The 19,535-nt window shown below is 63.1% G+C and carries 15 protein-coding genes; 7 read left to right on the top strand and 8 right to left on the bottom strand.

Features of this window, described 5'->3' with window-relative positions:
- Nucleotides 1-3: 3 nt before the first annotated feature.
- Entirely contained in the window at nt 4-1,749 is a 1,746-nt protein-coding gene (locus tag I6I72_RS02440; RefSeq protein WP_005530065.1) for an AMP-binding protein, read from the bottom strand.
- 145 nt (nt 1,750-1,894) lie between these two features.
- Complete coding sequence (locus I6I72_RS02435; RefSeq protein WP_049062741.1) at nt 1,895-2,503, bottom strand: TetR/AcrR family transcriptional regulator; 609 nt, start codon at nt 2,501-2,503, stop codon at nt 1,895-1,897.
- A 151-nt stretch (nt 2,504-2,654) separates the two neighbouring features.
- On the opposite strand from I6I72_RS02435, the gene I6I72_RS02430 reads away from it, so the two are divergent.
- The 3 genes from I6I72_RS02430 to I6I72_RS02420 are packed head-to-tail and all read left to right on the top strand — an operon-like array spanning nt 2,655 to nt 6,427.
- On the top strand, nt 2,655-3,863 hold the full coding sequence (locus I6I72_RS02430; protein ID WP_049062742.1) for an acyl-CoA dehydrogenase family protein: 1,209 nt from the start codon (nt 2,655-2,657) through the stop codon (nt 3,861-3,863).
- A 9-nt stretch (nt 3,864-3,872) separates the two neighbouring features.
- Nucleotides 3,873-4,619 (top strand): SDR family NAD(P)-dependent oxidoreductase, encoded by a 747-nt coding sequence (locus I6I72_RS02425; protein WP_005530059.1) that lies wholly within the window; start codon nt 3,873-3,875, stop codon nt 4,617-4,619.
- Nucleotides 4,620-4,669: 50 nt separating this feature from the next.
- Complete coding sequence (locus tag I6I72_RS02420) at nt 4,670-6,427, top strand: hypothetical protein (protein ID WP_049062743.1); 1,758 nt, start codon at nt 4,670-4,672, stop codon at nt 6,425-6,427.
- 111 nt (nt 6,428-6,538) lie between these two features.
- Here the strand turns inward: I6I72_RS02420 and I6I72_RS02415 are convergent, their stop codons facing one another.
- Both I6I72_RS02415 and I6I72_RS02410 read right to left on the bottom strand, forming a co-directional pair.
- The gene (locus I6I72_RS02415; protein ID WP_188093122.1) at nt 6,539-7,666 is read right to left on the bottom strand and encodes an acetoin utilization protein AcuC; all 1,128 of its coding nucleotides are present in this window, start codon (nt 7,664-7,666) and stop codon (nt 6,539-6,541) included.
- A gap of 9 nt (nt 7,667-7,675) precedes the next feature.
- Nucleotides 7,676-10,294 (bottom strand): GNAT family N-acetyltransferase, encoded by a 2,619-nt coding sequence (locus I6I72_RS02410; RefSeq protein ID WP_034657223.1) that lies wholly within the window; start codon nt 10,292-10,294, stop codon nt 7,676-7,678.
- A 179-nt stretch (nt 10,295-10,473) separates the two neighbouring features.
- On the opposite strand from I6I72_RS02410, the gene I6I72_RS02405 reads away from it, so the two are divergent.
- Together I6I72_RS02405 and mmsB are read left to right on the top strand one after the other, a co-directional pair.
- Nucleotides 10,474-11,988, top strand: a complete 1,515-nt coding sequence (locus I6I72_RS02405) for a CoA-acylating methylmalonate-semialdehyde dehydrogenase (RefSeq protein WP_005530051.1) — start codon at nt 10,474-10,476, stop codon at nt 11,986-11,988.
- A 16-nt stretch (nt 11,989-12,004) separates the two neighbouring features.
- Entirely contained in the window at nt 12,005-12,883 is an 879-nt protein-coding gene (gene mmsB, locus I6I72_RS02400) for a 3-hydroxyisobutyrate dehydrogenase (RefSeq protein ID WP_005530049.1), read from the top strand.
- 1 nt (nt 12,884) lies between these two features.
- Here the strand turns inward: mmsB and I6I72_RS02395 are convergent, their stop codons facing one another.
- Nucleotides 12,885-13,502, bottom strand: coding sequence for a TetR/AcrR family transcriptional regulator (locus I6I72_RS02395; RefSeq protein WP_005530047.1), 618 nt, complete (start codon nt 13,500-13,502; stop codon nt 12,885-12,887).
- A gap of 60 nt (nt 13,503-13,562) precedes the next feature.
- Between I6I72_RS02395 and I6I72_RS02390 the strand changes: the two genes are divergently transcribed.
- The gene (locus tag I6I72_RS02390; protein ID WP_005530045.1) at nt 13,563-15,065 is read left to right on the top strand and encodes a GntP family permease; all 1,503 of its coding nucleotides are present in this window, start codon (nt 13,563-13,565) and stop codon (nt 15,063-15,065) included.
- A 119-nt stretch (nt 15,066-15,184) separates the two neighbouring features.
- Here I6I72_RS02390 and I6I72_RS02385 read toward each other — a convergent pair whose 3' ends face one another.
- The 3 genes from I6I72_RS02385 to pth are packed head-to-tail and all read right to left on the bottom strand — an operon-like array spanning nt 15,185 to nt 18,472.
- Nucleotides 15,185-16,828, bottom strand: a complete 1,644-nt coding sequence (locus I6I72_RS02385) for a peptide chain release factor 3 (protein ID WP_201807395.1) — start codon at nt 16,826-16,828, stop codon at nt 15,185-15,187.
- Nucleotides 16,829-16,888: 60 nt separating this feature from the next.
- A complete protein-coding gene (locus tag I6I72_RS02380; protein ID WP_070509185.1) occupies nt 16,889-17,728 on the bottom strand; it encodes an SDR family NAD(P)-dependent oxidoreductase in 840 nt (279 codons plus the stop codon).
- Nucleotides 17,729-17,767: 39 nt separating this feature from the next.
- Nucleotides 17,768-18,472: an aminoacyl-tRNA hydrolase gene (gene pth / locus I6I72_RS02375; protein ID WP_070509186.1), complete on the bottom strand. Its 705-nt coding sequence runs from the start codon at nt 18,470-18,472 to the stop codon at nt 17,768-17,770.
- Between the two features lie 37 nt (nt 18,473-18,509).
- Between pth and I6I72_RS02370 the strand changes: the two genes are divergently transcribed.
- Nucleotides 18,510-19,502: a nitronate monooxygenase gene (locus tag I6I72_RS02370; protein WP_049062748.1), complete on the top strand. Its 993-nt coding sequence runs from the start codon at nt 18,510-18,512 to the stop codon at nt 19,500-19,502.
- The last annotated feature ends 33 nt before the right edge of the window (nt 19,503-19,535 follow it).

The following is a 19,535-nucleotide window of genomic DNA, read 5'->3' as shown; positions in this document are numbered from 1 at the left end:
GAGTTAGCCTTTCAGGTTCGGGAAGTCTGAATCCGCGAACTCGGTCTGTGCCTTGGTCTCGCCGCCGTCGGCGGAGTGGATATCGGTCTCGCGCTTGCGCAGTTCCACACGCCGAATCTTACCGGAGATGGTCTTGGGCAGCTCGTAGAACTCCAGGCGACGAATGCGCTTGTAGGGGGCGAGGCCGTCGCGGCAGTGCTTGAGGATGGCCTCGGCGGTCTCGGCCGTGGGCTCGTAGCCCGGGGCGAGTGCGACGTAAGCCTTGGGCACCGCGAGACGGATAGGATCCGGGGAGGGGACGACAGCGACCTCGGCCACGGCGGCGTGCTCGATGACAACGGACTCGAGCTCGAACGGGGAGAGGCGGTAGTCCGAGGCTTTGAAGACGTCATCGGCACGGCCGATGTAGAAGATGTAGCCGTCCTCGTCGCGCTCGGCCGTGTCGCCGGTGTGGTAGTAACCGTCGCGGAAGACTTCCTCGTTCTTCTCCGGGAAGTTGAAGTAGCCCGGCGTAAGCCCCACGGGGCGCGGGTCGAGCTTGAGGCAGATCTCGCCGGTGTCGCCAATCTCGTCCGTGGCAGGGTCGATGAGGACGACCTCGAAGCCCGGCAGCGGACGCCCCATGGAACCGGCCTTGACCTTCTGGCCCGGGGTGTTGGCGATCTGGAGGGTGGACTCCGTCTGGCCGAAGCCGTCGCGCACGGAGGTCTTCCATGCCTTCTCGATGGCGTTGATGAGTTCCGGGTTGAGCGGCTCGCCGGCGGCGACGAGCTTCTTCGGCGGGGTCTTCATGCGGTTCAGATCGGCGAGGACGAGCATGCGCCACACGGTCGGCGGGGCGCAGAAGCTGGTCACGCCTTCTTCTTCCATCTTGTCCATGAGGGCTGCTGCGTCGAAGCGCGTGTAGTTGTAGAGGAAGACCGTCGCGCCTGCGATCCACGGCGCAAAGAAATTCGACCATGCGTGCTTAGCCCAGCCGGGTGCCGCGACGTTCAAGTGGACGTCGCCCGGCTCGAGGCCGATCCAGTACATGGTGGTGAGATGGCCGACAGGATACGAGGTGTGGGTGTGCTCCACGAGCTTGGCCTTGGACGTCGTGCCGGACGTGAAATAGAGCAGCAGAGTCTCGTCCGCGGCGGTCTCCTGGGTGGGCGTGTAGGTCTCGGAAGCGGAGTAGCTATCGGAATAGCGTAGCGTCGGGTGGCTGGACTGCGCGTCCGGGGCGTCGCCGACCTGGATCATGGTGAACTCACCCGTGACGTCCTGGAACTTGGCGGCATCCTCGCCGTTGGCGATGACCCACGAGATATCGGCGCGATCGGTACGATCCTGAAGGTCAACCGTACCGAGCATCGCGGTGGCGGGATTGAGGACGAAGCCAGCCTTGATGCAAGCAAGCATGGATTCCCACAGCTCGACCTGGTTGTTGAGCATGACCATGACGCGGTCGCCGCGCTTGACGCCCTGCTCTGTGAGCCAATTGGCGAGCTGGCTCGAGCGGGTGGAGAGCTCGGCGAAGGTGCGGCGGGTGGACGTACCGTCCTGCTCGCAGATGACGAGGGCCTCGCGGTCCTTCGACTCGGCCTCGGTGCCCAGGTGATCAAACCAATCGAGGGCGAAGTTGAAGTGCTCGAAGCGCGGCCATTCGAAGTTCGCGCGAGCGGCTTCGTAATCGGTCTGCACGGAAACAAGCTGGTCGCGGGCGGCGCGGAACTGCTCGGTAACGCTGGGGCTGGAAACAGTAGTCATGATGCTCCTCGAGAAGTGTCGGGGGTCCAAGCGGAAGATAATTGTGACCTGCGTCCCAACTCACCATAGTTCGAATTCGAAGTAATGGCTAGGCAATTTTCAAAGTACTTTTGTTTCCGCAGTACAGCGAATAAAAATAGCCGTGTTAGCGCTCGAGGATCCCGTGGAGGACGAGTTGTCCCAACGCGTGATAGGCGGTGGCGGGGGGCAGCGCCTCCGTGTAGGCGCCCTGCTGGATATCGGCCATGGTGCGCTGGATGACCAGCGAGGTAAACGCCACGGATTCGGCGCGAAATTCGCCCGCCGCGACGCCGCGCTCGAGGAGTGTGCGGATGGTCTGTGTCGCGCCGGAGGTGTTGAGGGCGTAGACCTCCTGGGCAACGGGCTCGGTGGCGAGATCGCGCATGAAGGCGGTGCTTGCGGGGGTGAGTGCGCTGGTCATTGCCGTGAAGTAGTCCTCCAGTGCGCGGGCGGCGCTCGTGGCTCGGTTTGCCTCGGGGGCTGTGCGGCGGGTGATCTCTTTGAAGAAGCTTACGAGCACACGGCGAATGATGGCGTCGCGGGTTTTGCCCAAGGCGTAGATAGTGGACTTGGAGCAGCGGTAGCGCTTGGTGGCGTCGTCGATGGTGAAGGACTCGAAACCCTCGGCCAGGAAGTCTGTGAGGAGCGCGGTAAAAATTTCGCGTTGGCGCGCGGTGAGCGGGCGTGCGGCTGCGGGGGACAGCGCTGCGGCGTTCTCGGTCATGGGGCTCATTCCTGTCTGTGTTTCGCGGTTTACCTGCGTTAACTCTAGGTCGGGGAACGCATGGGGGAAAATTTCCGCCCAGAAACCGTGACGTGCACCACGTCATACGGTACGATCTTAAATGTAATCGTACTATCCCTTCGGACCTAGGGAGCATCCCATGCCACCGATTCTTGATTCTTCCCATCCGCTCGGCGCGCACCTCGCCGGCATCAAATACCCGCACGCGGACATCCTGGGCGTCGCGGATCGACTGCCCGAAGACGAGCAATCCAAGCTCGCCACCATCCACGAGTTCCTCCAGACCGAGATTCGCCCCGTGGTGGGCGAGTTCTGGGACCGGGAAGAGCTGCCTTTCGACCTGCTGCCCACGATGGCCGCGCACGGCCTCGGCGAGATCGAGCTCTCCGGCACCTCACGTCTCTACCGCGGCCTCGTCTACGCGGAGGTCACTCGCGCGGACGTGTCGCTCTCGGCGCTCGTGGGCATTCACAACGAGCTCGTGGTCGGGCTCATCGACAAGCTGGGCTCGGACGCACAGAAGAAGGAATGGCTGCCGGGCCTGCGCCAGTTTGAGAAGGTGGGGTGCTTCGCGCTCACTGAACCGGACCACGGCTCTGATATCGCCGGCGGCTTGGCCGCCACCGCGGAAAAGACCGCGGATGGCTGGGTTATCAACGGCGCCAAGCGCTGGATCGGCGCGGGTACTTTCGCGGACTTCTCGATCTGCTTCGCCCGCGACATAGAGGACAACGACATCAAGGCATTTATCGTCGAGCACAACCGCGAGGGCGTGACGACGCAAAAGATTGCCCGCAAGATGGGCCTGCGCATCATGCAGAATGCGGACATCAACTACGACAATGTCGTCATCCCGCACGAGAACCTGATCCCGGGTGCGGAGACCTTCGCCAACGTCAACGACTTCCTCTGCTACTCCCGCGCGTGGGTGGGCTGGCAGGGGGCCGGTATCCAGCTCGGCATTTTCGACAAGGCCCGCGAATACGCCGTCAAGCGCGAGCAGTTCGGCCGCCCCATCGCGAAGTTCCAGCTTGTCCAGGAGCAGCTCGCGCGCATTCTCGGCAATGCAACGGCCTCGCTCGCCATGATGGCGCAGGTCGCCGAGGTCCAGGAAAAGGGCCTGCTCGAGATGCCGTTCGCGGCACTTGCCAAGGCCACGACCACGCGCTTGGCGCGCGAGTCCGCCGCGGCCGGCCGCAATATTGGTGGCGGCAACGGCATCCTCACCGAGTATGACTTGTCCAAGTTCATGTCGGACGCGGAGGTCCTCTTTACCTACGAGGGCACCTACGACATTAACTCGCTCATCGTCGGCCGCGCCGTCACCGGTGTGTCGGCATTCGTCTAAGGAGAAACTATGCAGCTCGAGAACATTTCTGCCATCGTCACCGGCGGCGCGTCCGGCCTTGGCGCCGCGACGGCTCAGGCGCTTATCCAGCGTGGCGTGCGCGTCACGGCCTTTGATCTTCGTGCCCCGGAGTATGACGGCGTGGAGTTCGCCGAGGTCGACGTCACCGACGCCGCCGCCGTCCGCGAGGCCGTTCAGGCCGCCCAGTGTGCCGATGCCCCCTTGCGTCTCGCCATCAACTGTGCCGGCATCTGCCCCTCAGCGCGCATCTTCGGTCGCAAGGGCCCGCACGACCCAGACCTCTTCGTGAAGACCATCAATATCAATTTGATGGGCACGTTCCACGTCATGACTGCGGCGGCCGAGGCCATGGCCACGACCGAGCCGGTTGACGAGGACGGCCAGCGCGGTGTCATCATTAATACCGCCTCCGTCGCCGCGTTTGAGGGGCAGGTAGGCCAGGCCGCGTACGCTGCGTCCAAGGGTGCGGTCCATTCGCTCTCGATTACGGCTGCGCGCGACCTCGCGTCGCAGGGCATCCGCGTCAACGCGATTGCACCCGGCGTCGTGGCGACGCCGATGATGGAGCAGATCACGCCCGAGTTTAAGCAGCAGCTCGAGGCCACCGTGCAGTTCCCCCCACGACTGGCCAAGCCCGAGGAGTTCGCCCAGCTGGCTATCTCCATGGCGGAAAACAACTATCTCAACGGCGAGACCATCCGTTTGGATGGCGCGCTGCGCATGCCGCCGCGCTAGAGCGTCTGGAGAGACTACTTAACCCCAGTTCAGGGCTTAAGATAGGAGACTTGAACCAAGCAAGAATTTTTCTGAACTGGGATGAGGTGGAAAATATGGGACGAATTGAATGGAGCAGATATAGCGGCGAAGATATTGAACATGCGATCGCCATGTTTATCGCATCGGAAGACCAATATGCAGAAAAGATTTCGCCGTCACGAGGTGATGGTGGAATTGATATCCTCGTACGATATCCACGAACCATTGTCTACCAGGTGAAAGGCTTCTCTGGTCCGCTAAAAGCTGGACAGAAGAAACAAATTCTGGATTCCATGAAAACGCTCTCCGCCGACGACCGATGGAGCGAGTTGGATGTTGAAGAATGGCATCTGGTCATGCCGTGGGATCCCACTCCTGAAGCCTTGAAGTGGTTGATTGATCAGGGAAATCAGTTAGGAATGAAGGGCGTCGTATGGGACGGGCTGGCGAGATGTGAAGCTTGGGCTGCGAAATATCATGAGATTACTGACTACTATTTCAATGGCAGTCGCGAAACGGTGATTGAAATGGCGGACGCGTTCGTGAAACGCGGTCAGTTGCGCAATTTGATTCCGGAGGGTGCTGACAAGGAAATTGTTGACGTTCGCGATAGCCTGTCATCCGTCTTGGATCAGCTCAATAGGCTGGATCCGCACTACACCTATGGAATCTCAACTGGTCCATTTATCACTACGTTTCCCGAAGCCTTCGATATGCTTCCCGCACCACAGGCGCCAGAATTAGTATTTTCGACGTTACACGTTGTTAATGGACAATTAGTTCGCATTAATGTTTTTGCTAAAAATAGTCTTTCAACCGAGCTCCGCCCTATTTCAATCCATTCATTGCTAACGGCGGTACAAGGGTCTCCAGAACATGTAGCAATTCAAAAATCTCTGAGATTCGGTGTACCGCTACACCTCGAGTCGGGGGTAATGGATATCGAAGTTGACGCCCCGGGAGGACTTAGCGGTTCGGCGGCTGAAGGGGCGATAATTCTAACCCCGATCGCAGGCAATCTTGCGAATGCGCCGGAGCTCCGGATTGTTGAGATCGATGAGGGGTTTGATGAGCTCGGTTCGCTAGAACTGGTTCGAGAATATATTGGTACCGGTGTTCCTGATGATGATGGAATTCCCGGGTTTTCCACTAGATTGCGCGATCGTTCGGGAGCGTTTGATATCGAACTTCTGACAGATGTTCGCGATGAACAGACGACTACGACACTTTCAATGAAGTTGCCTCAGGGTTGTTTAGTGGCAGAGTTACGGGCAGTCATTGACTTCTATTTGAAAGTGAAACTTTCGAGAGGTTTGATCGTTGCTCCTCGTTTTGGACCTATCCCAAAGCAGCTTCTGTCGCAGTTGATAATGCTGGAGCCGTCATTTATTGACCATGCAGAGAAAGTGGGCGCTTTCCTCAACGATTTAGCGACTATTCAAGAACATGTTACCTTCGGCGTCCGCGTTCCTTCAGCCGAAGACATTTCCAGAGATTGGATTGAATTGGTTCATCGAATGGCAATACTTCTGAGAGATGGTGCGGTGAGCATGCCAGTTGAATCAGTTCGTACGCATCATGATTCTCGTGAGAAATGGTCCACGGAAGCTACTCCCTTCAATATTGCCTTTGCAGTTGACATTCCTATATCGGGCGAAACTGCAACATTCAATTGCCAATACATTTTTAACGGTTTGCTTAGCGGAGAAGCGATAGAAACCGAAGATGGATTGGTAGACGAATGGAAAGTGGTCGATCAAGTACTTAAAATTGAGTTGGTGGAGTGAACCAAATACGGTAAACAATCCAACTCAATTTCTCGTTCTCCAAGCGGACGGCCCCCTGGACGATACGGTGCGCCACAGCATCCTCGCCGTGGAGTGGCGGGGTACGGCGGCCTAGCCGTAGGCGGGAAGCCCCCAGTAGGGGAAGACCGCGCGGGAGGTCTGCACGACGGCGGGCTCGGGGCGCGTGGCGAGAACCTGGCGCGGGTCGAACTCTGTAAAGTCCGGGCGTGCGCTCCCGAAGTCACCGAGAGTCGCCGAGCCGTGCCAACCCTTAGGCATGGGCGCGGCCGAGTCGAGGTCCACGCCAGCGACGGCGGCGGTGACGTGCGTCCAGGCGCGAGCGACGGAGTCGAGGTTGTATCCGCCGCCGCCGAGAGCGACCCACTTTCCGTTGGCGTATTGGTCGGCCCACGCCGCAACGGAGCGGTAGGCATGCGCCATGGCGTCGATGCTCACCTCGAGGTCGGCGAGCGGGTCAGCCGCGTGGGGATCGGCGCCATGCTGAGAGATAAGCAGCTGCGGGCGGAAGCGGCTGAGGAGTGCGGGGATGAGGGCGTGGACGGCGTGGAGCCAGGCGGCATCGGAAGGCGAGCGGGGTAAGGCGATATTGACGGCGGTGCCTTCGGCGCCGGGCCCGCCGATGTCGTGCGCGAAGCCGCTGTGGGGGAAGAGGTAGAGGCCGGACTCGTGGACGGAGATAGTGAGCACGCGGGGATCGTCCCAGAAGATGCGCTCGACGCCGTCGCCGTGGTGGGCGTCGAGGTCGAGGTAGGCGACGCGGGTGGCGCCCTGGTCGAGGAGCCACTGGATGGCGACGGCGGCGTCGTTGTACATGCAAAAGCCGGACATGGAATCCGCGAACGCGTGGTGAAGTCCGCCGGCGAGGTTGAGCGCGCGCGGGGCGCGGCCCTCCCACACGGCCTGGGTAGCCTGGAGTGAGGCGCCGGCGATCCTCGCGGCGACGGTGGACAGACCGTGGCTGATGGGATTGTCCTCCGTGCCGAGGCCAAAGCGGCGGGCAGGGACTTCGAGGCGCGTGGCGGTGATGTAGTCCGGGGAGTGGACGGCTGTGAGCTCGGCGGTCGTGGCGGCGGCGGGCTCGACGACCTCGAATTCCTCGGTGAGGTGGAAGTAGTCCGCGAGCTCGTGGGCCAGCCGCACGCGGTCCGGGCCCATGGGATGGTCAGGGCCGAGGGAGTAGCGGCGCATTTCCTCGGCGTTGAAGAGCAATGGCTTCACGGCGGTCTCCTAGCGCAGCGCCCGGGCGAGCGGGTCGCGTTGTTCGTCGAGGGGAGCCACGCGCAGGCGCGCACCGACGACAGCTGTGCCGTCGAGGCCCGCGATGACGGGCGTGAGCTCGCAGTCGACAACTTGGACGAGCTCGTCTTTGAGAGCGGTCAGGCGCATGAGGACGTCTTCGACGCCGTGGAGCTGCGGGGCCTTCGCGCCCTGGTAGCCGGCAAGGAGCGGGGCGGCGCGCAGCTCGCTGAGCATGGTGAGCGCGTCGGTGCGGCGCAGGGGCGGGACGCGCCACGACACGTCGCCAAGGAGATCTGTAGGTAGGCCCGCGATGCCGGCGGAGACCATGGGGCCGAGGACGGGATCCTCGATGGCGCGCATGGTGAGTGAGGCACCGGCGGGCACGGTGCGTTGGATGGCGGGGGCGAGGACGCCGGGATCCTCGCCGAGGTGGAGGTCGCGGGTGAGTTGGGTAAGCGTGGCCCAGGCGCGGGTGAGGGCCTCGGGGGTGTGGATGTGGCGCAGGACGGTGGGCAGCTCGGAGCGGCCGCGCACGATGGGGGAGGTGCACTTGAGGACGACGTCCCAGCCGTGGGATTCCGCGGCATGGAGGGCTTCACCCAAGGTGGGCGCCGGCGTCCACGGCACGATGTCGATGCCGAAGGCAGCGAGGATGGCCATGCATTCCTCGTCCGTGGCCCAGCGGCCAGTGGGGGAGTCACGGAGGATATCGGCGATGATCGCGCGGGTGCCGTGGGTGTCGCCGGGTTCTGCCAGTTGGTCCTCGGGCGTGGGGCGGGCGAGCGTGCGGCGCTTCTCGTTGTGGAGGATAGTGGCGAGTGCTTCGAGCGCGTCCGCGTACGTGGCGAAGACAGGCAGCTGGCCTTGGGTTTCCTCGTCGGTGTGGTCCTCGGACGGGAGGTCGAAGCCCACGAAGGAGGCGATGAGCGGGGTGGCGTGTTCGAGGGCGGGCCCGGCGGCGAGCTCGGTGAGCTGCGCGCGGGCATCCTTGGTGATGAACTCGCCGATTTCCACGACGGCGGTGAGCACCGCATCGACAGCGGGGTCCGCGAGAGCCTGTGCCACGGCGTCGCGGATGCTGGCGACGGGCTCGCCCATGACGGTGGTGCCGCGGACGCGCAGGCCGAAGCGACCGGCGGCGCCTTCCATCTGGCGGGTGAGCCCCGCCGAATTGGAGATGACCGCGACGCGCGGGCCCTGGGGGACGGGCTGGCGGGCAAGCAGCTGTGCGATGTCGTACATGGCGTCGCGCCGGGTGACGACCATGGCGCCGGTCTGCTCGATGACCTCGTCGAGGGCCGCGATGGGCGCGGCGGGCTGGGTGACGGCGACGTCGTCTGGGGCTGCAGTATAGCGTGCCGAGTGGAGCGCACGCGACGGCAGGAAGACCACGACGTGCTTTTCTAGGGCGAGGCGACGCAGCACGCGGAAGAATTTGCGGGGGTTACCCACCGTGTCGAGGGAGAGCAGACAGACCTGCGTGCGCTCGTCGTCGCTCCAGAACTGAATGACGTCGTTGCCCGTGACATCCGCGAAGGAGCCGGCCGCGATGAAGGTGGATAGGCCGACTCCGCGGGCGAGCGCGTGGGAAAGCGTGAGCGTCGCGACGCCCGCGGACTGGGTAAAGAGACCAGTGCGGCCCGCCCGCGGCATCGGCGCGGGTGTCGTGTTGAGCCGCACGTCTGGATCCGTGTTGATGATGCCCAACGAGGCTGGGCCCAGGGCGCGCAGCCCATGGTCGCGGGCGGCGAGAACGACGGCGCGGGAGGCCTCTCCCGCGAGGCCTGGGTTTTGGCTGCGGGAGACGAGCACGACGCCGGCCGCATGGACCGCGGAGGCCGCGTCCATGAGCGGGCCCGGGTCGGTGCCGGTCGGGGCGACAACGAGGCCGCCGGGGGTGGCGGCGTCGGGGGAGGGGGCATCGGAAAGTTGGGCGAGGGAGCTGGTCGGGCCGTGGAAGGTGGCGGGGGCGTCGCCGACGGTAGCCACGTGGGTGGGATTGAGGAGACGGCGGATGGAGCTGGACTCGGCGCGCAGCTCGCGGCGCTCCATGACCTCGCGGGAGGTGGCGTTGGGTTCAATCCGGAAGTCCACGCTGATGTAGCCGTCCGCGAGCTCCGGCTTGGCGGAGTAGCCCGCGCGGATGAAGACCTGCGCCATCTGGCGGTTTTGGGTGAGCATCTCCGCGAAGAAGCGTTCGACGCCGCCCTCGCGGCCGATTTCGGCGAGGTGCTCGAGCAGGATATTGCCCACGCCCTTGCCGTGGTGGGAGTCCTGAACAAGGAAGGACACGTCGCCCACGCGGGCGGGCAGGAGCGACTCGACAATCCCGTAGCCAGCCACGGCCACGATGTCCCCGCGCTCCTCGACGACGAGGGTGACCTTGTCATAGCCGCGCGTGTCGAGCCAGCGGTCCAGGTCCTCATTGGTGAGCTCGGGGTGGGTTCCGAAAAAGCGCAGATACTTGGAGTGATCGGAGACGCGACCAAAGAACTCCACGAGGCCCGCGCGGTCCGTATCCCGGACGGCGCGCAGCGTCGCGATGGAACCGTCGTTGAGGATGACATCCGCGTCCCAGGCTGTATACCTGCTGTTTTCGGGCTTCATGCCGTCCCACTCTAGCCAGTGAATGGCGTTCACCCCAGGGGTTTGGGCGAAATCCCATGACACTGGGGTCACTCCAGGGGTGAACAGTGGTTCAGTTCTCGCGAAAGATAGTTTTGTGACGTGTGTCTCGTTAGGGTGAAAGGCAACGAAACCCCAATCTGGATGCAAAGGAGTCCGCTATGTACACCATTCACCACTACGTCAACGGTGAGGCCTGGGAGGGCACGACCGGCAACACGCAGCCGGTCCTCAACCCGTCCACCGGTCAGGAGCAGGCCGCAGTGGCGCTGGCTGACACGGCGGACGTCGACCACGTCGTCGCAGAAGCGGAGAAGGCCCAGCCGAAGTGGGCGGCGATGAACCCGCAGAAGCGCGTTCGCGTCATCATGGAGTGGATTCGCCTCATCCACGCCAACATGGATGAGCTGGCGCGCACGCTCTCCCTGCAGCACGGCAAGACCTTCGAGGATGCCAAGGGCGACGTCCTGCGCGGCGTCGATGTCCTCGAGTTTGCGCTCGGCGCGCCGCACCAGCTCAAGGGCGAGTACTCCACCGAGGTCGGCACCGGCATCGACACCTACTCCCTGCGTCAGCCGCTCGGCGTCGTCGCGGGTATTACGCCGTTTAACTTCCCCGCCATGATCCCGCTGTGGAAGGCTGGCCCGGCGCTCGCCTCCGGCAACGCGTTTGTCCTCAAGCCCTCCGAGCGCGACCCGGAGGTTCCGGTCCGCCTCGCCGAGCTCTTTATCGAGGCCGGCGGCCCGGCCGGTGTCTTCAACGTTGTCCACGGCGGCAAGGAAGCCGTCGACACGCTGCTCGACAACCCGACCATCAAGGCCGTGGGCTTCGTGGGTTCCACCCCGATTGCGAACTACATCTACGAACGTTGCGCGGCCAACGGCAAGCGCGCCCAGTGCTTCGGCGGCGCGAAGAACCACGCCATCGTTCTACCGGACGCGGACATCGAGGCCACCGCGGATGCCTTGGCCGGTGCCGCCTTCGGCGCGGCCGGCGAGCGCTGCATGGCGCTGTCCGTTGTCGTTCCCGTGGGCAAGGAGACCGCGGATAAGCTCCGCGAGGCGCTCATCCGCAAGATCCCGGACCTCAAGGTCGGCCACTGCCTTGACCCGGAGGCGGACTATGGCCCGCTCGTCACCGCGGACGCCCGTGACCGCGTCAATCGCCTCATCGGCGAGGGCGTCGAGGCTGGCGCTGACCTCGTCGTCGATGGCCGTGACATCGACATGTCCGGCAAAGAATTCGAGGGCGAGTCCCTCGCGGGCGGCTTCTACTGCGGCCCCTCCTTCTTCGACAACGTCACCGCAGACATGTCCATCTACACCGAGGAAATTTTCGGCCCGGTCCTCTCCATGGTCCGCGCGGAGACCCTCGAGGAAGCCATCTCCTACCCGAACGACCACATGTACGGCAACGGCGTGGCCATCTTCACCCAGAACGGCGGCGCGGCCCGCGACTTCGTCAAGAACATCAACGTCGGCATGGTGGGCGTCAACGTCCCTATCCCGGTCCCCATCGCTTACCACACCTTCGGTGGCTGGAAGGCCTCCGGCTTCGGCGACCTCAACCAGCACGGCCCGGACGCTTTCCGCTTCTACACCAAGACCAAGACCGTCACCTCCCGCTGGCCGGATGACCAGAACGCCGGCCCGCAGTTCACCATGCCGGTCATGTAAGAAAGGACTGATTTCAATGACCACCATCGCATTCATCGGCCTGGGCAACATGGGCGGCGGCATGGCCGCCAACCTGGTCAAGGCAGGCCACACGGTCCACGGCTTCGACGTCGTGGAGGAGGCCCGCGAGCGCGCCAAGGACAACGGCGTGGAGATCATCGCTTCGGCTGAGGAGGCCGCCCAAGGCGCTGACATCGTCATCACCAGCCTGCCTAACGGCGGCCTGGTCAAGCAGGTCCTCGAGCCCATCATCGCGGCCGAGGACACCGCCCCGCTCTTCGTCGATGTCTCCACCATCGCCGTTTCCGAAGCCCGCGAGCTTGCCGATGCCGTCTCCGCCGTCGGCTCCCGCTTCCTCGACGCCCCAGTCTCCGGCGGCATGGCCGGCGCCGCCAACGGCACCTTGGCCTTTATGGTCGGCGGCGAGAAGGAGGACTTCGACAAGGTCAAGCCGGTACTTGAGGTCATGGGCAAGTCTGTGACGCACTGCGGCCAGACCGGCAACGGCCAGGCCGTGAAGGCCTGCAACAACATGATTCTGGCCATCCAGCAGATTGCCCTGTCCGAGGCCCTCGTCCTCGGCGAGCGCCTCGGCCTCGACCACCAGGCCTTCTACGACGTGGTCTCCAACGCGACGGGTAGCTCCTGGTCGCTCACCGTTAACGCGCCGGTGCCAGACATCGTGCCGGGCTCGCCGGGCGACAACGACTTCAAGCCGGGCTTCGCCGCAGCACTCATGCTCAAGGATCTGAAGCTCGCCATGGCCGCGGCGGATGAGACGAAGACCGATACCGTCCTGGGCAAGATTGCCACCCAGCAGTACGCCAAGCTCGTGGACGAGGGGCACGGCGGCCTCGACTTCGGCGCGATTATCAACGACGTGCGCGCGAAGTAGTTCATGCTCGCCGGTGCGTGCAGCGTTCCGGCGAGTGCCCGTCCAGCATCTCCTGGAGGACGGGCGCGTAGTACTCGATGAGCGTGTCCGTGTGGAAGGCCTCGAATTCCGTATCCCCGAAGCGGCGCATGAAGCTCAAACCCATGAGCAGTGCCACCGCCGACTGCGCCCGCAGCTCCGGCGAGGGACTCGGGTGCGGGGCCTCGTCCCGGATGCGCTGGGCGAGTACTTGCAGCAGGTCTGACTTGATGCGCTTGCCAATCGCGTTGAGGCTCTCCGGCGCACCCGCGGCCACGGAGATGGTCCGCGCCATCGAGTAGGGCGCATTGTGCGGGGCCGTGAGCGTTTCGATGACCGCGGTCCGCCCGAGCTCGCCAAACGGTCCGGCAAACAGCGCGGCTGAAGAAGCCGTGAAATCCACGGTGGCCTCGAAGAGGCTGTCCTTGTTACCAAAGTGCTTGACCACGAGCGCCACGGACACGCCCGCGGCCTCCGCGATGTCTTTGAGCGAGACCTGCGCGAACGTGTGCTCGCTAAAGAGCACGCGCGAGCATTCCAAAATCCGCTCCCGCGCGCTCGGCTTTACCTCGTTCGGCTCCTGTGCCGGGCCTGTATCCATGTCGCTTATCGTAGCGCCCGCCCCGCGGGCGCACGATGCTTTTCTAGGAAGGTTCTTTCGATGGTCATCTCGCTCATAGGCGTGGTCCTCTCACTCATATTCCTTGTCGTCTTCGCTTATCGCGGCCACTCCGTGGTCGTCGTCGGCCCCGCCGCCGCGCTCATTGCGGTGCTCTTTGCCCGCGAACCGGTCATGGGCACGTACACCCAGATCTTCATGCCGACGCTCGCTGGGTTCATCGGGAAGTATTTCCCGCTCTTCCTCTTCGGCGCGATCTTTGGCTACCTCATGACCTCGACAGGCCTGGCACGCTACCTCGCCCGCGGTATCACCGCGCTCTTCGGGCCGAAACGCGCGATGCTCTCCACCGTTATCGCCACCGCGCTGCTTACCTACGGCGGCGTCTCCGCGTGGGTCGTGGCCTTTACCATCGTGCCGATTGCGACCGCGCTCTTTAAAGAAACCGGCATCCCCAAGCGGCTTATGCCCGGCGCCATCGCGCTGGGCACCATCACCTTCGCGCTCGCCGCGTTGCCGGGCTCCCCACAGATCCACAACGCCATTCCGACGAGCTACTTCGGCACGAATACGTACGCCGCGCCGGTGTTCGGCATCCTCTCGGCCCTCCTCATGCTGGTGGCTGGAATGGCCTGGCTCGAGTTCCGCATCAAGCAACTCCAGCGCGGCGGCGAGCGCTTCGAGCCCATCGACGCAAAGGGCAACGTCATCCCAACACCCGAGGGCATCGGCGATACTGGCGACGAAGCCTCCGTTGACATCGGCGGCGAGTCCTTCGACACCAATTCCGGCGGTCATCTGACCACCCACGCGCCACTGGGTATCAAGGAACCGTCCGTCAAGGTCCAAGGCATGTTGGGTCTGCTGCCCATTCTCGTGGTCATCGTGGTGAACTTCGCGATTGTCTACTTCTTCTCCAAGTCCTGGACCGCTGACTACCTTGCCCGAGAAAAATACGGCGAGACCTCTCTCACAGCGCTGCTCGGCATCTGGTCGCCGACCATCGCCCTGGCGCTCGCCGTCGTGGTCATCATCGCGATGTTCCCCTCGCGCGTGAGCACCTCGCTTAAGGAGCTATCCGAAGGCGCGAAGAACGCCATCCTCCCGTGTTTTACCACCGCGTCTGAGGTGGGCTACGGTGCCGTCATCGCGGCGCTGGCCGTCTTTGCCGTCATCAAGAACAACATGCTCGCCATCGCGGATAACGCGCTCGTGGTCTCCACCGTGTCCACCGGGGTCATCTCCGGCATCACCGGCTCGTCTTCCGGCGGTCTGTCCATCACGATGGAAACCCTCGGCGAACAGCTCGCGCAACTGGCCACGGAGCAGGGGATCAGCCTCGAGCTTATGCACCGCGTGACAGCCATGGCCTCCGTGAGCTTCGACTCGCTGCCGCACAACGGTGCGGTGCTCACCATGCTCATGGTCTGCGGCATGACCCATCGCCTGTCCTACAAGGACGCGGCCGTCGTGACCATCATCATCCCGCTCGCGACGTTGGCCATCATGCTGGGACTCAACATCGTGATTCCCGGCTTGTCCTAAAAGATGCTCGCTGGGTAACGAGCGCGGTGGGTTATTGACACTTCAGGCCGGGGAAGCCCCAATCCATGCGACTTTGTGGGGCTTCCTCGGCCTGAAACGAAAATCTTCTGCGCCGCAGGTTAGTCCGCGACGAGCGGTTCAATTGTCAGCTCCGGGTGCTCCTTCTCCACGAAGGCGAGCTTCCACTTGTCGCCGAAGAGAGCGATGAGCTCGCCGTCAGTGCGGGTGAAAATTTCCACGCCACGCTGGCGGCCGAGCTCCGGCGCGGACTCGGCGTCGGTGCGGCGGGCGACGGAGTAGGGGATGGGCTCGGTGACCGTCTCCACGTTGTACTCGACCTCCATGCGGGCCTGCATGACCTCGAACTGCATGGGACCCACCGCAGCCATGACAGGCGCGGCGTCGCCACGGGTTTCGTTGCGCAGGATCTGGACGACGCCCTCGGCCGCCAGCTGGTCGAGTCCCTTACGGAACGCCTTGTAATCGCCCAAAGACTTCGCGCGCAAAATGCGGAAGGCCTCCGGGGCGAACTGCGGCATCGGCTTGAACTGAACCTTCTTGCCGGCGTAGATGGTATCGCCAGGCGCCAAGGAACCAGCGTTGACCAAGCCAACAATGTCGCCAGGGAAGGCACTGTCCACTGTGTCGCGGGCGCGTCCGAAGACGGTCAGCGCGTACTTCGTGGAGAAGCTGCGGCCCGACTGGGCGTGGCTGACCTGCATGCCACGCTCGAACTCACCGGAGACCACGCGCATAAACGCGAGGTTATCGCGGTGCTTGCGGTCCATGCCTGCCTGCACCTTGAAGATGACACCTGAGAAGTCATCGGTGATCTCACGCGTCTCGTCGATTGCCGCCGCGCCGCCAGAGCCGGCTGCCTCGATGGCCTTCGGATCGGAATCGCGCGAACGCGGCGCTGGGGCGATGGCGCACAGAGTGTCCAGAATCTGGTGCACGCCAAAATTGAGCATCGCGGATGCGAAGATGAGCGGGGAAGTGACGCACTGCTCGAAGAGCTCTTGATCGTGCAGGGCGCCGTCGGCAGCCAGGAGCTCTGCCTCCTCGACAGCGGTCTCCCAGGCATCACCTTCCTTGGCTTCAGCGTCGCTCGGATCGTAATGCTCCTCAGGTGCGATCGTCGAGCCACCCGCAGTACGGATGAAGTGGATGTAGTTGTCGGCCTCGCCGTCCTCATTGATGTGCGCCAAGCCGCGGAAGTCGCCAGCGATGCCTACCGGCCAGTACAGGGGAGTCGGCTGCAGCTGAATCTCGTTGACGATTTCATCGACCAGCTCCAGCGGCTCGCGGCCCACGCGGTCCCACTTGTTGATAACCGTAATGATCGGCAATCCGCGGGCCTTGCACACGCGGAAGAGCTTGAGGGTTTGGGGCTCGAGGCCCTTGGCGGCGTCGATAAGCATGACCGCGGCATCCACGGCCGTGAGAACGCGGTAGGTATCCTCCGAGAAGTCCGCGTGACCTGGGGTGTCAACGAGGTTGATCATGAAGGGCTCGCCCTCATGGTTCTCCGGCGCGTACTCAAACTGCAGCGCGGAGGAAGCTACCGAAATACCGCGGTCCTTTTCCATCTCCATCCAGTCGGAGACAGTGGCCTTGCGGTTGCCCTTGCCGTGCACCGCACCGGCTTCATTAATAATGTGCGCGTGTAGCGCCAACGCCTCAGTCAATGTGGACTTACCGGCGTCCGGGTGGGCGATGACGGCAAACGTGCGGCGGCGGGTGGCTTCGGAGGCAATACTCATGCGGGCTAGTTTAGCTGCCCTTTGCGTCGGCCCCTGAATTGCGCCACCACAGACGCACGGCTAGTCCCAACTAACACCCAACTGCTCGCCCAAATCATCGAAGATGCGGCGGGCCACGGCCGACTTCTTAGCCATCGGGCGCCGCAGACCCAGCTTGCGTTTGCTGTTGTAGTACTCGCCGGACTCGAAGTGAATCCCCGGCGTGCCGGTGAGGAAATACGCTAGATTGTCGCCGCCTTCCTCCGCTCTACCAAAGCTCTTGGACAGTGCGCCGGAGTAGAACTTCCGAGTCCGGCTATGAGAAGTGCGCGCAAAATTGGTGGCTAGGACACCGGGGTGGAAGGCCACGGAGGTCATGTCGTGGTTGTGCAAGTAGCTGGTGAGCAGGATGTCCCCCAACTTCGCGTTGCCGTAGGCACGCTCGGCGGTGAATTTCTGGAAGGTATTTGGGTCACCTGGGTCGAAGGCAGACATCAAGAGATTAGCCACGGATGCAGTCTGCACGATGGTGGCGTCGGTCTTGCGGAGCTTGTCCCGCAGCAGGGAGGTCAACAAAAATGGAGCCACGACGTTTACCTGCCACGTGCGTTCGAAACCATCGGCGGTGGTGAAGGGGCCGTCAAAAATGCCCCCAGCGTTGTTGCCCAGTGCGTGAATTTCCTCAAGTTCGCCGAGTTCGTCCGCCAAGCGCCGCACCTGCCCGAGGGATTCAAAATCCGCTACGTGGTAGCTCGCGCCCACGCTTTCGGCTACCGCGCGAGTTTTGTCCGGATTACGCCCCACCAGCACCAATGTGTCTTGTGGGCGCTTCGCACGCAGGGTGCGCGCGGCTGCGGCACCGATGCCATCGGAAGCGCCAGTAATGACTATGGTCTGCGGTTCGTGTGGGGCGTGGCTCATGAAAATTTAGTTTAGGCGTAAACAGGTCCGCGTGGTGGGTTACTTGCGGGAATGAATCTCATTCTGTGCGCTTTGGATCCCAGAACTTACGATGAGGCGCACGGCGTCGGCAGCCGTCTCGATCGCGGCGTCGAAACCTACGTCCGCGTCGATCGGACCCAAAACGTAATCAGGAATCGAAGAACCCTTGGGCGGGCGGCCAATGCCGATGCGCACACGAGGATAGTCGCGAGTACCCAGCCGCTCCGTCAGCGATTTCAGCCCGTTGTGGCCGTTTTCATTACCTCCAACCTTGATTCGAATCTTGTTCGGCGGCAGATCCAGCTCGTCATGGATAACGAGGACCCGCTCAGCCGGAATGCCCAACTGCTGCGCCAAGGGAGCAATAGGATCGCCGGACAAGTTCATAAACGTCGCCGAGCGCACCACCAGAATCGGCGTGTCTGCAACATTCAACGGTGCGGCGGTGAGGGAGTGGCCGGCCACCGGCTGCAAGAGTTCCCCGGATTCCGCCAGCAAATCGTCGACGGCCATGTATCCCACGTTATGGCGGGTGGCTGCGTACTTGGCGCCCGGATTGCCTAAGCCCACCACGAGCCATTCGGCGTCGAGGTCTGCAGCCTCGAGAGCCGCCATTGACGACGCCCCCGTTTCCTTAACGGAGGACCCGAAAAGCCGCGACACGAGCCGCGCGAAGAAGCTGCCCGCGGAAGAGTCAGCAGAAGATGAAGCAGAAGCAGTCATGTGCCCTCACAATTGGTCGAGATCTAAGGTGGACGCTATGAGCGCCATTCTAAAAAGCCTAAAAATCAGAGTACTTCCCGCCCCCATGGCGGGTGGCCCCACCACGCCTGACAGCGTCATTGCTGCAGAGCACAACGGCTCCTTTGGTGCGTTGGCGCTGGGGACGGCGTCGTTAAGCGCTGCTCAAGAGCAGATCGAGGCGTGCCGGGGACACCGCTTCGGCGTTAACCTTTTTCACGCGCAGGAACCGCTAAGCCCAGCCAATATGGAGGCGGTGAGTGCTATGGCACAGGAGCTGGGCGTTTCGGTGCTGGAGGCGGACCTGGAATTCGGCTGGACGGAGAAACTGAACATGGCGCTCGACGCGGGCGCTGCGGTGCTGTGGTCGATGTTCGGGACGTTTACGGAGGAGGAAATCACGTGCATTCACGCCGCTGGGGCAGAGGCGTGGACCACGGTGACCACCCCGGCCGAGGCAGTGGAGGCGGCGCGCCGCGGCGTCGACGCGTTGTGCGTGCAGGGCCCCGAGGCAGGCGGCCATCGCGGCGTGTGGGATGCGGAGGCAGAACCTGATTGGCGGCCGCTGGAGGAGCTCGTGTTCGCTGTGCACGCCGCGCTTGGCGACGCCCCCATTCCTCTCATCGCCGCCGGTGGCATGCGCAGCTCCGCGGATGTCGAACGAGCGTTGGCCTGGCCGGGGGTGGTTGCGGTGAGCTGTGGCTCGGCCTTCCTTTTGGCGTCGGAAGCGGGCACTTCGCCGGTTAACCGTAAGCTTCTTGCGCGTGGCGGGAGGAGCGTTTCTACGCGTGCCTTTTCCGGGCGTTATGCGCGTGGATTGGAAACGGAATTTACACGAAGCAACCCGCAGCTTTCTCCGCTTTACCCCTATCTCAATTCGATGTTGAAGGCGCGGCGTGCCCAAAAGGACCCGGCGGTGGGCTATTGCCTCGTGGGAGAAGAGGTTGAGAAAATCAACGGGGGTAGTGTGGCGGAGATCCTGCACCATCTATGCCCAAACGGGCACTCATAACAGTTAATATTTACGGTTGAATGTTGGTTTACC

It is taken from the genome of Corynebacterium striatum (assembly GCF_016728105.1).
Taxonomy (GTDB): domain Bacteria; phylum Actinomycetota; class Actinomycetes; order Mycobacteriales; family Mycobacteriaceae; genus Corynebacterium; species Corynebacterium striatum.
Note: the sequence above shows the minus strand (reverse complement) of the source record. Positions and strands in the feature narration are given on the sequence as shown.

Excerpts from the sequence above, each read along its gene's own strand:
- I6I72_RS02440 (WP_005530065.1), bottom strand. The coding sequence starts at position 1,749 with ATGACTACTGTTTCCAGCCCCAGCGTTACCGAGCAGTTCCGCGCCGCC.
- I6I72_RS02435 (WP_049062741.1), bottom strand. The coding sequence starts at position 2,503 with ATGAGCCCCATGACCGAGAACGCCGCAGCGCTGTCCCCCGCAGCCGCA.
- I6I72_RS02430 (WP_049062742.1), top strand. The coding sequence starts at position 2,655 with ATGCCACCGATTCTTGATTCTTCCCATCCGCTCGGCGCGCACCTCGCC.
- I6I72_RS02425 (WP_005530059.1), top strand. The coding sequence starts at position 3,873 with ATGCAGCTCGAGAACATTTCTGCCATCGTCACCGGCGGCGCGTCCGGC.
- I6I72_RS02410 (WP_034657223.1), bottom strand. The coding sequence starts at position 10,294 with ATGAAGCCCGAAAACAGCAGGTATACAGCCTGGGACGCGGATGTCATC.
- I6I72_RS02405 (WP_005530051.1), top strand. The coding sequence starts at position 10,474 with ATGTACACCATTCACCACTACGTCAACGGTGAGGCCTGGGAGGGCACG.
- mmsB (WP_005530049.1), top strand. The coding sequence starts at position 12,005 with ATGACCACCATCGCATTCATCGGCCTGGGCAACATGGGCGGCGGCATG.
- I6I72_RS02395 (WP_005530047.1), bottom strand. The coding sequence starts at position 13,502 with ATGGATACAGGCCCGGCACAGGAGCCGAACGAGGTAAAGCCGAGCGCG.
- I6I72_RS02390 (WP_005530045.1), top strand. The coding sequence starts at position 13,563 with ATGGTCATCTCGCTCATAGGCGTGGTCCTCTCACTCATATTCCTTGTC.
- I6I72_RS02385 (WP_201807395.1), bottom strand. The coding sequence starts at position 16,828 with ATGAGTATTGCCTCCGAAGCCACCCGCCGCCGCACGTTTGCCGTCATC.
- I6I72_RS02380 (WP_070509185.1), bottom strand. The coding sequence starts at position 17,728 with ATGAGCCACGCCCCACACGAACCGCAGACCATAGTCATTACTGGCGCT.
- pth (WP_070509186.1), bottom strand. The coding sequence starts at position 18,472 with ATGACTGCTTCTGCTTCATCTTCTGCTGACTCTTCCGCGGGCAGCTTC.
- I6I72_RS02370 (WP_049062748.1), top strand. The coding sequence starts at position 18,510 with ATGAGCGCCATTCTAAAAAGCCTAAAAATCAGAGTACTTCCCGCCCCC.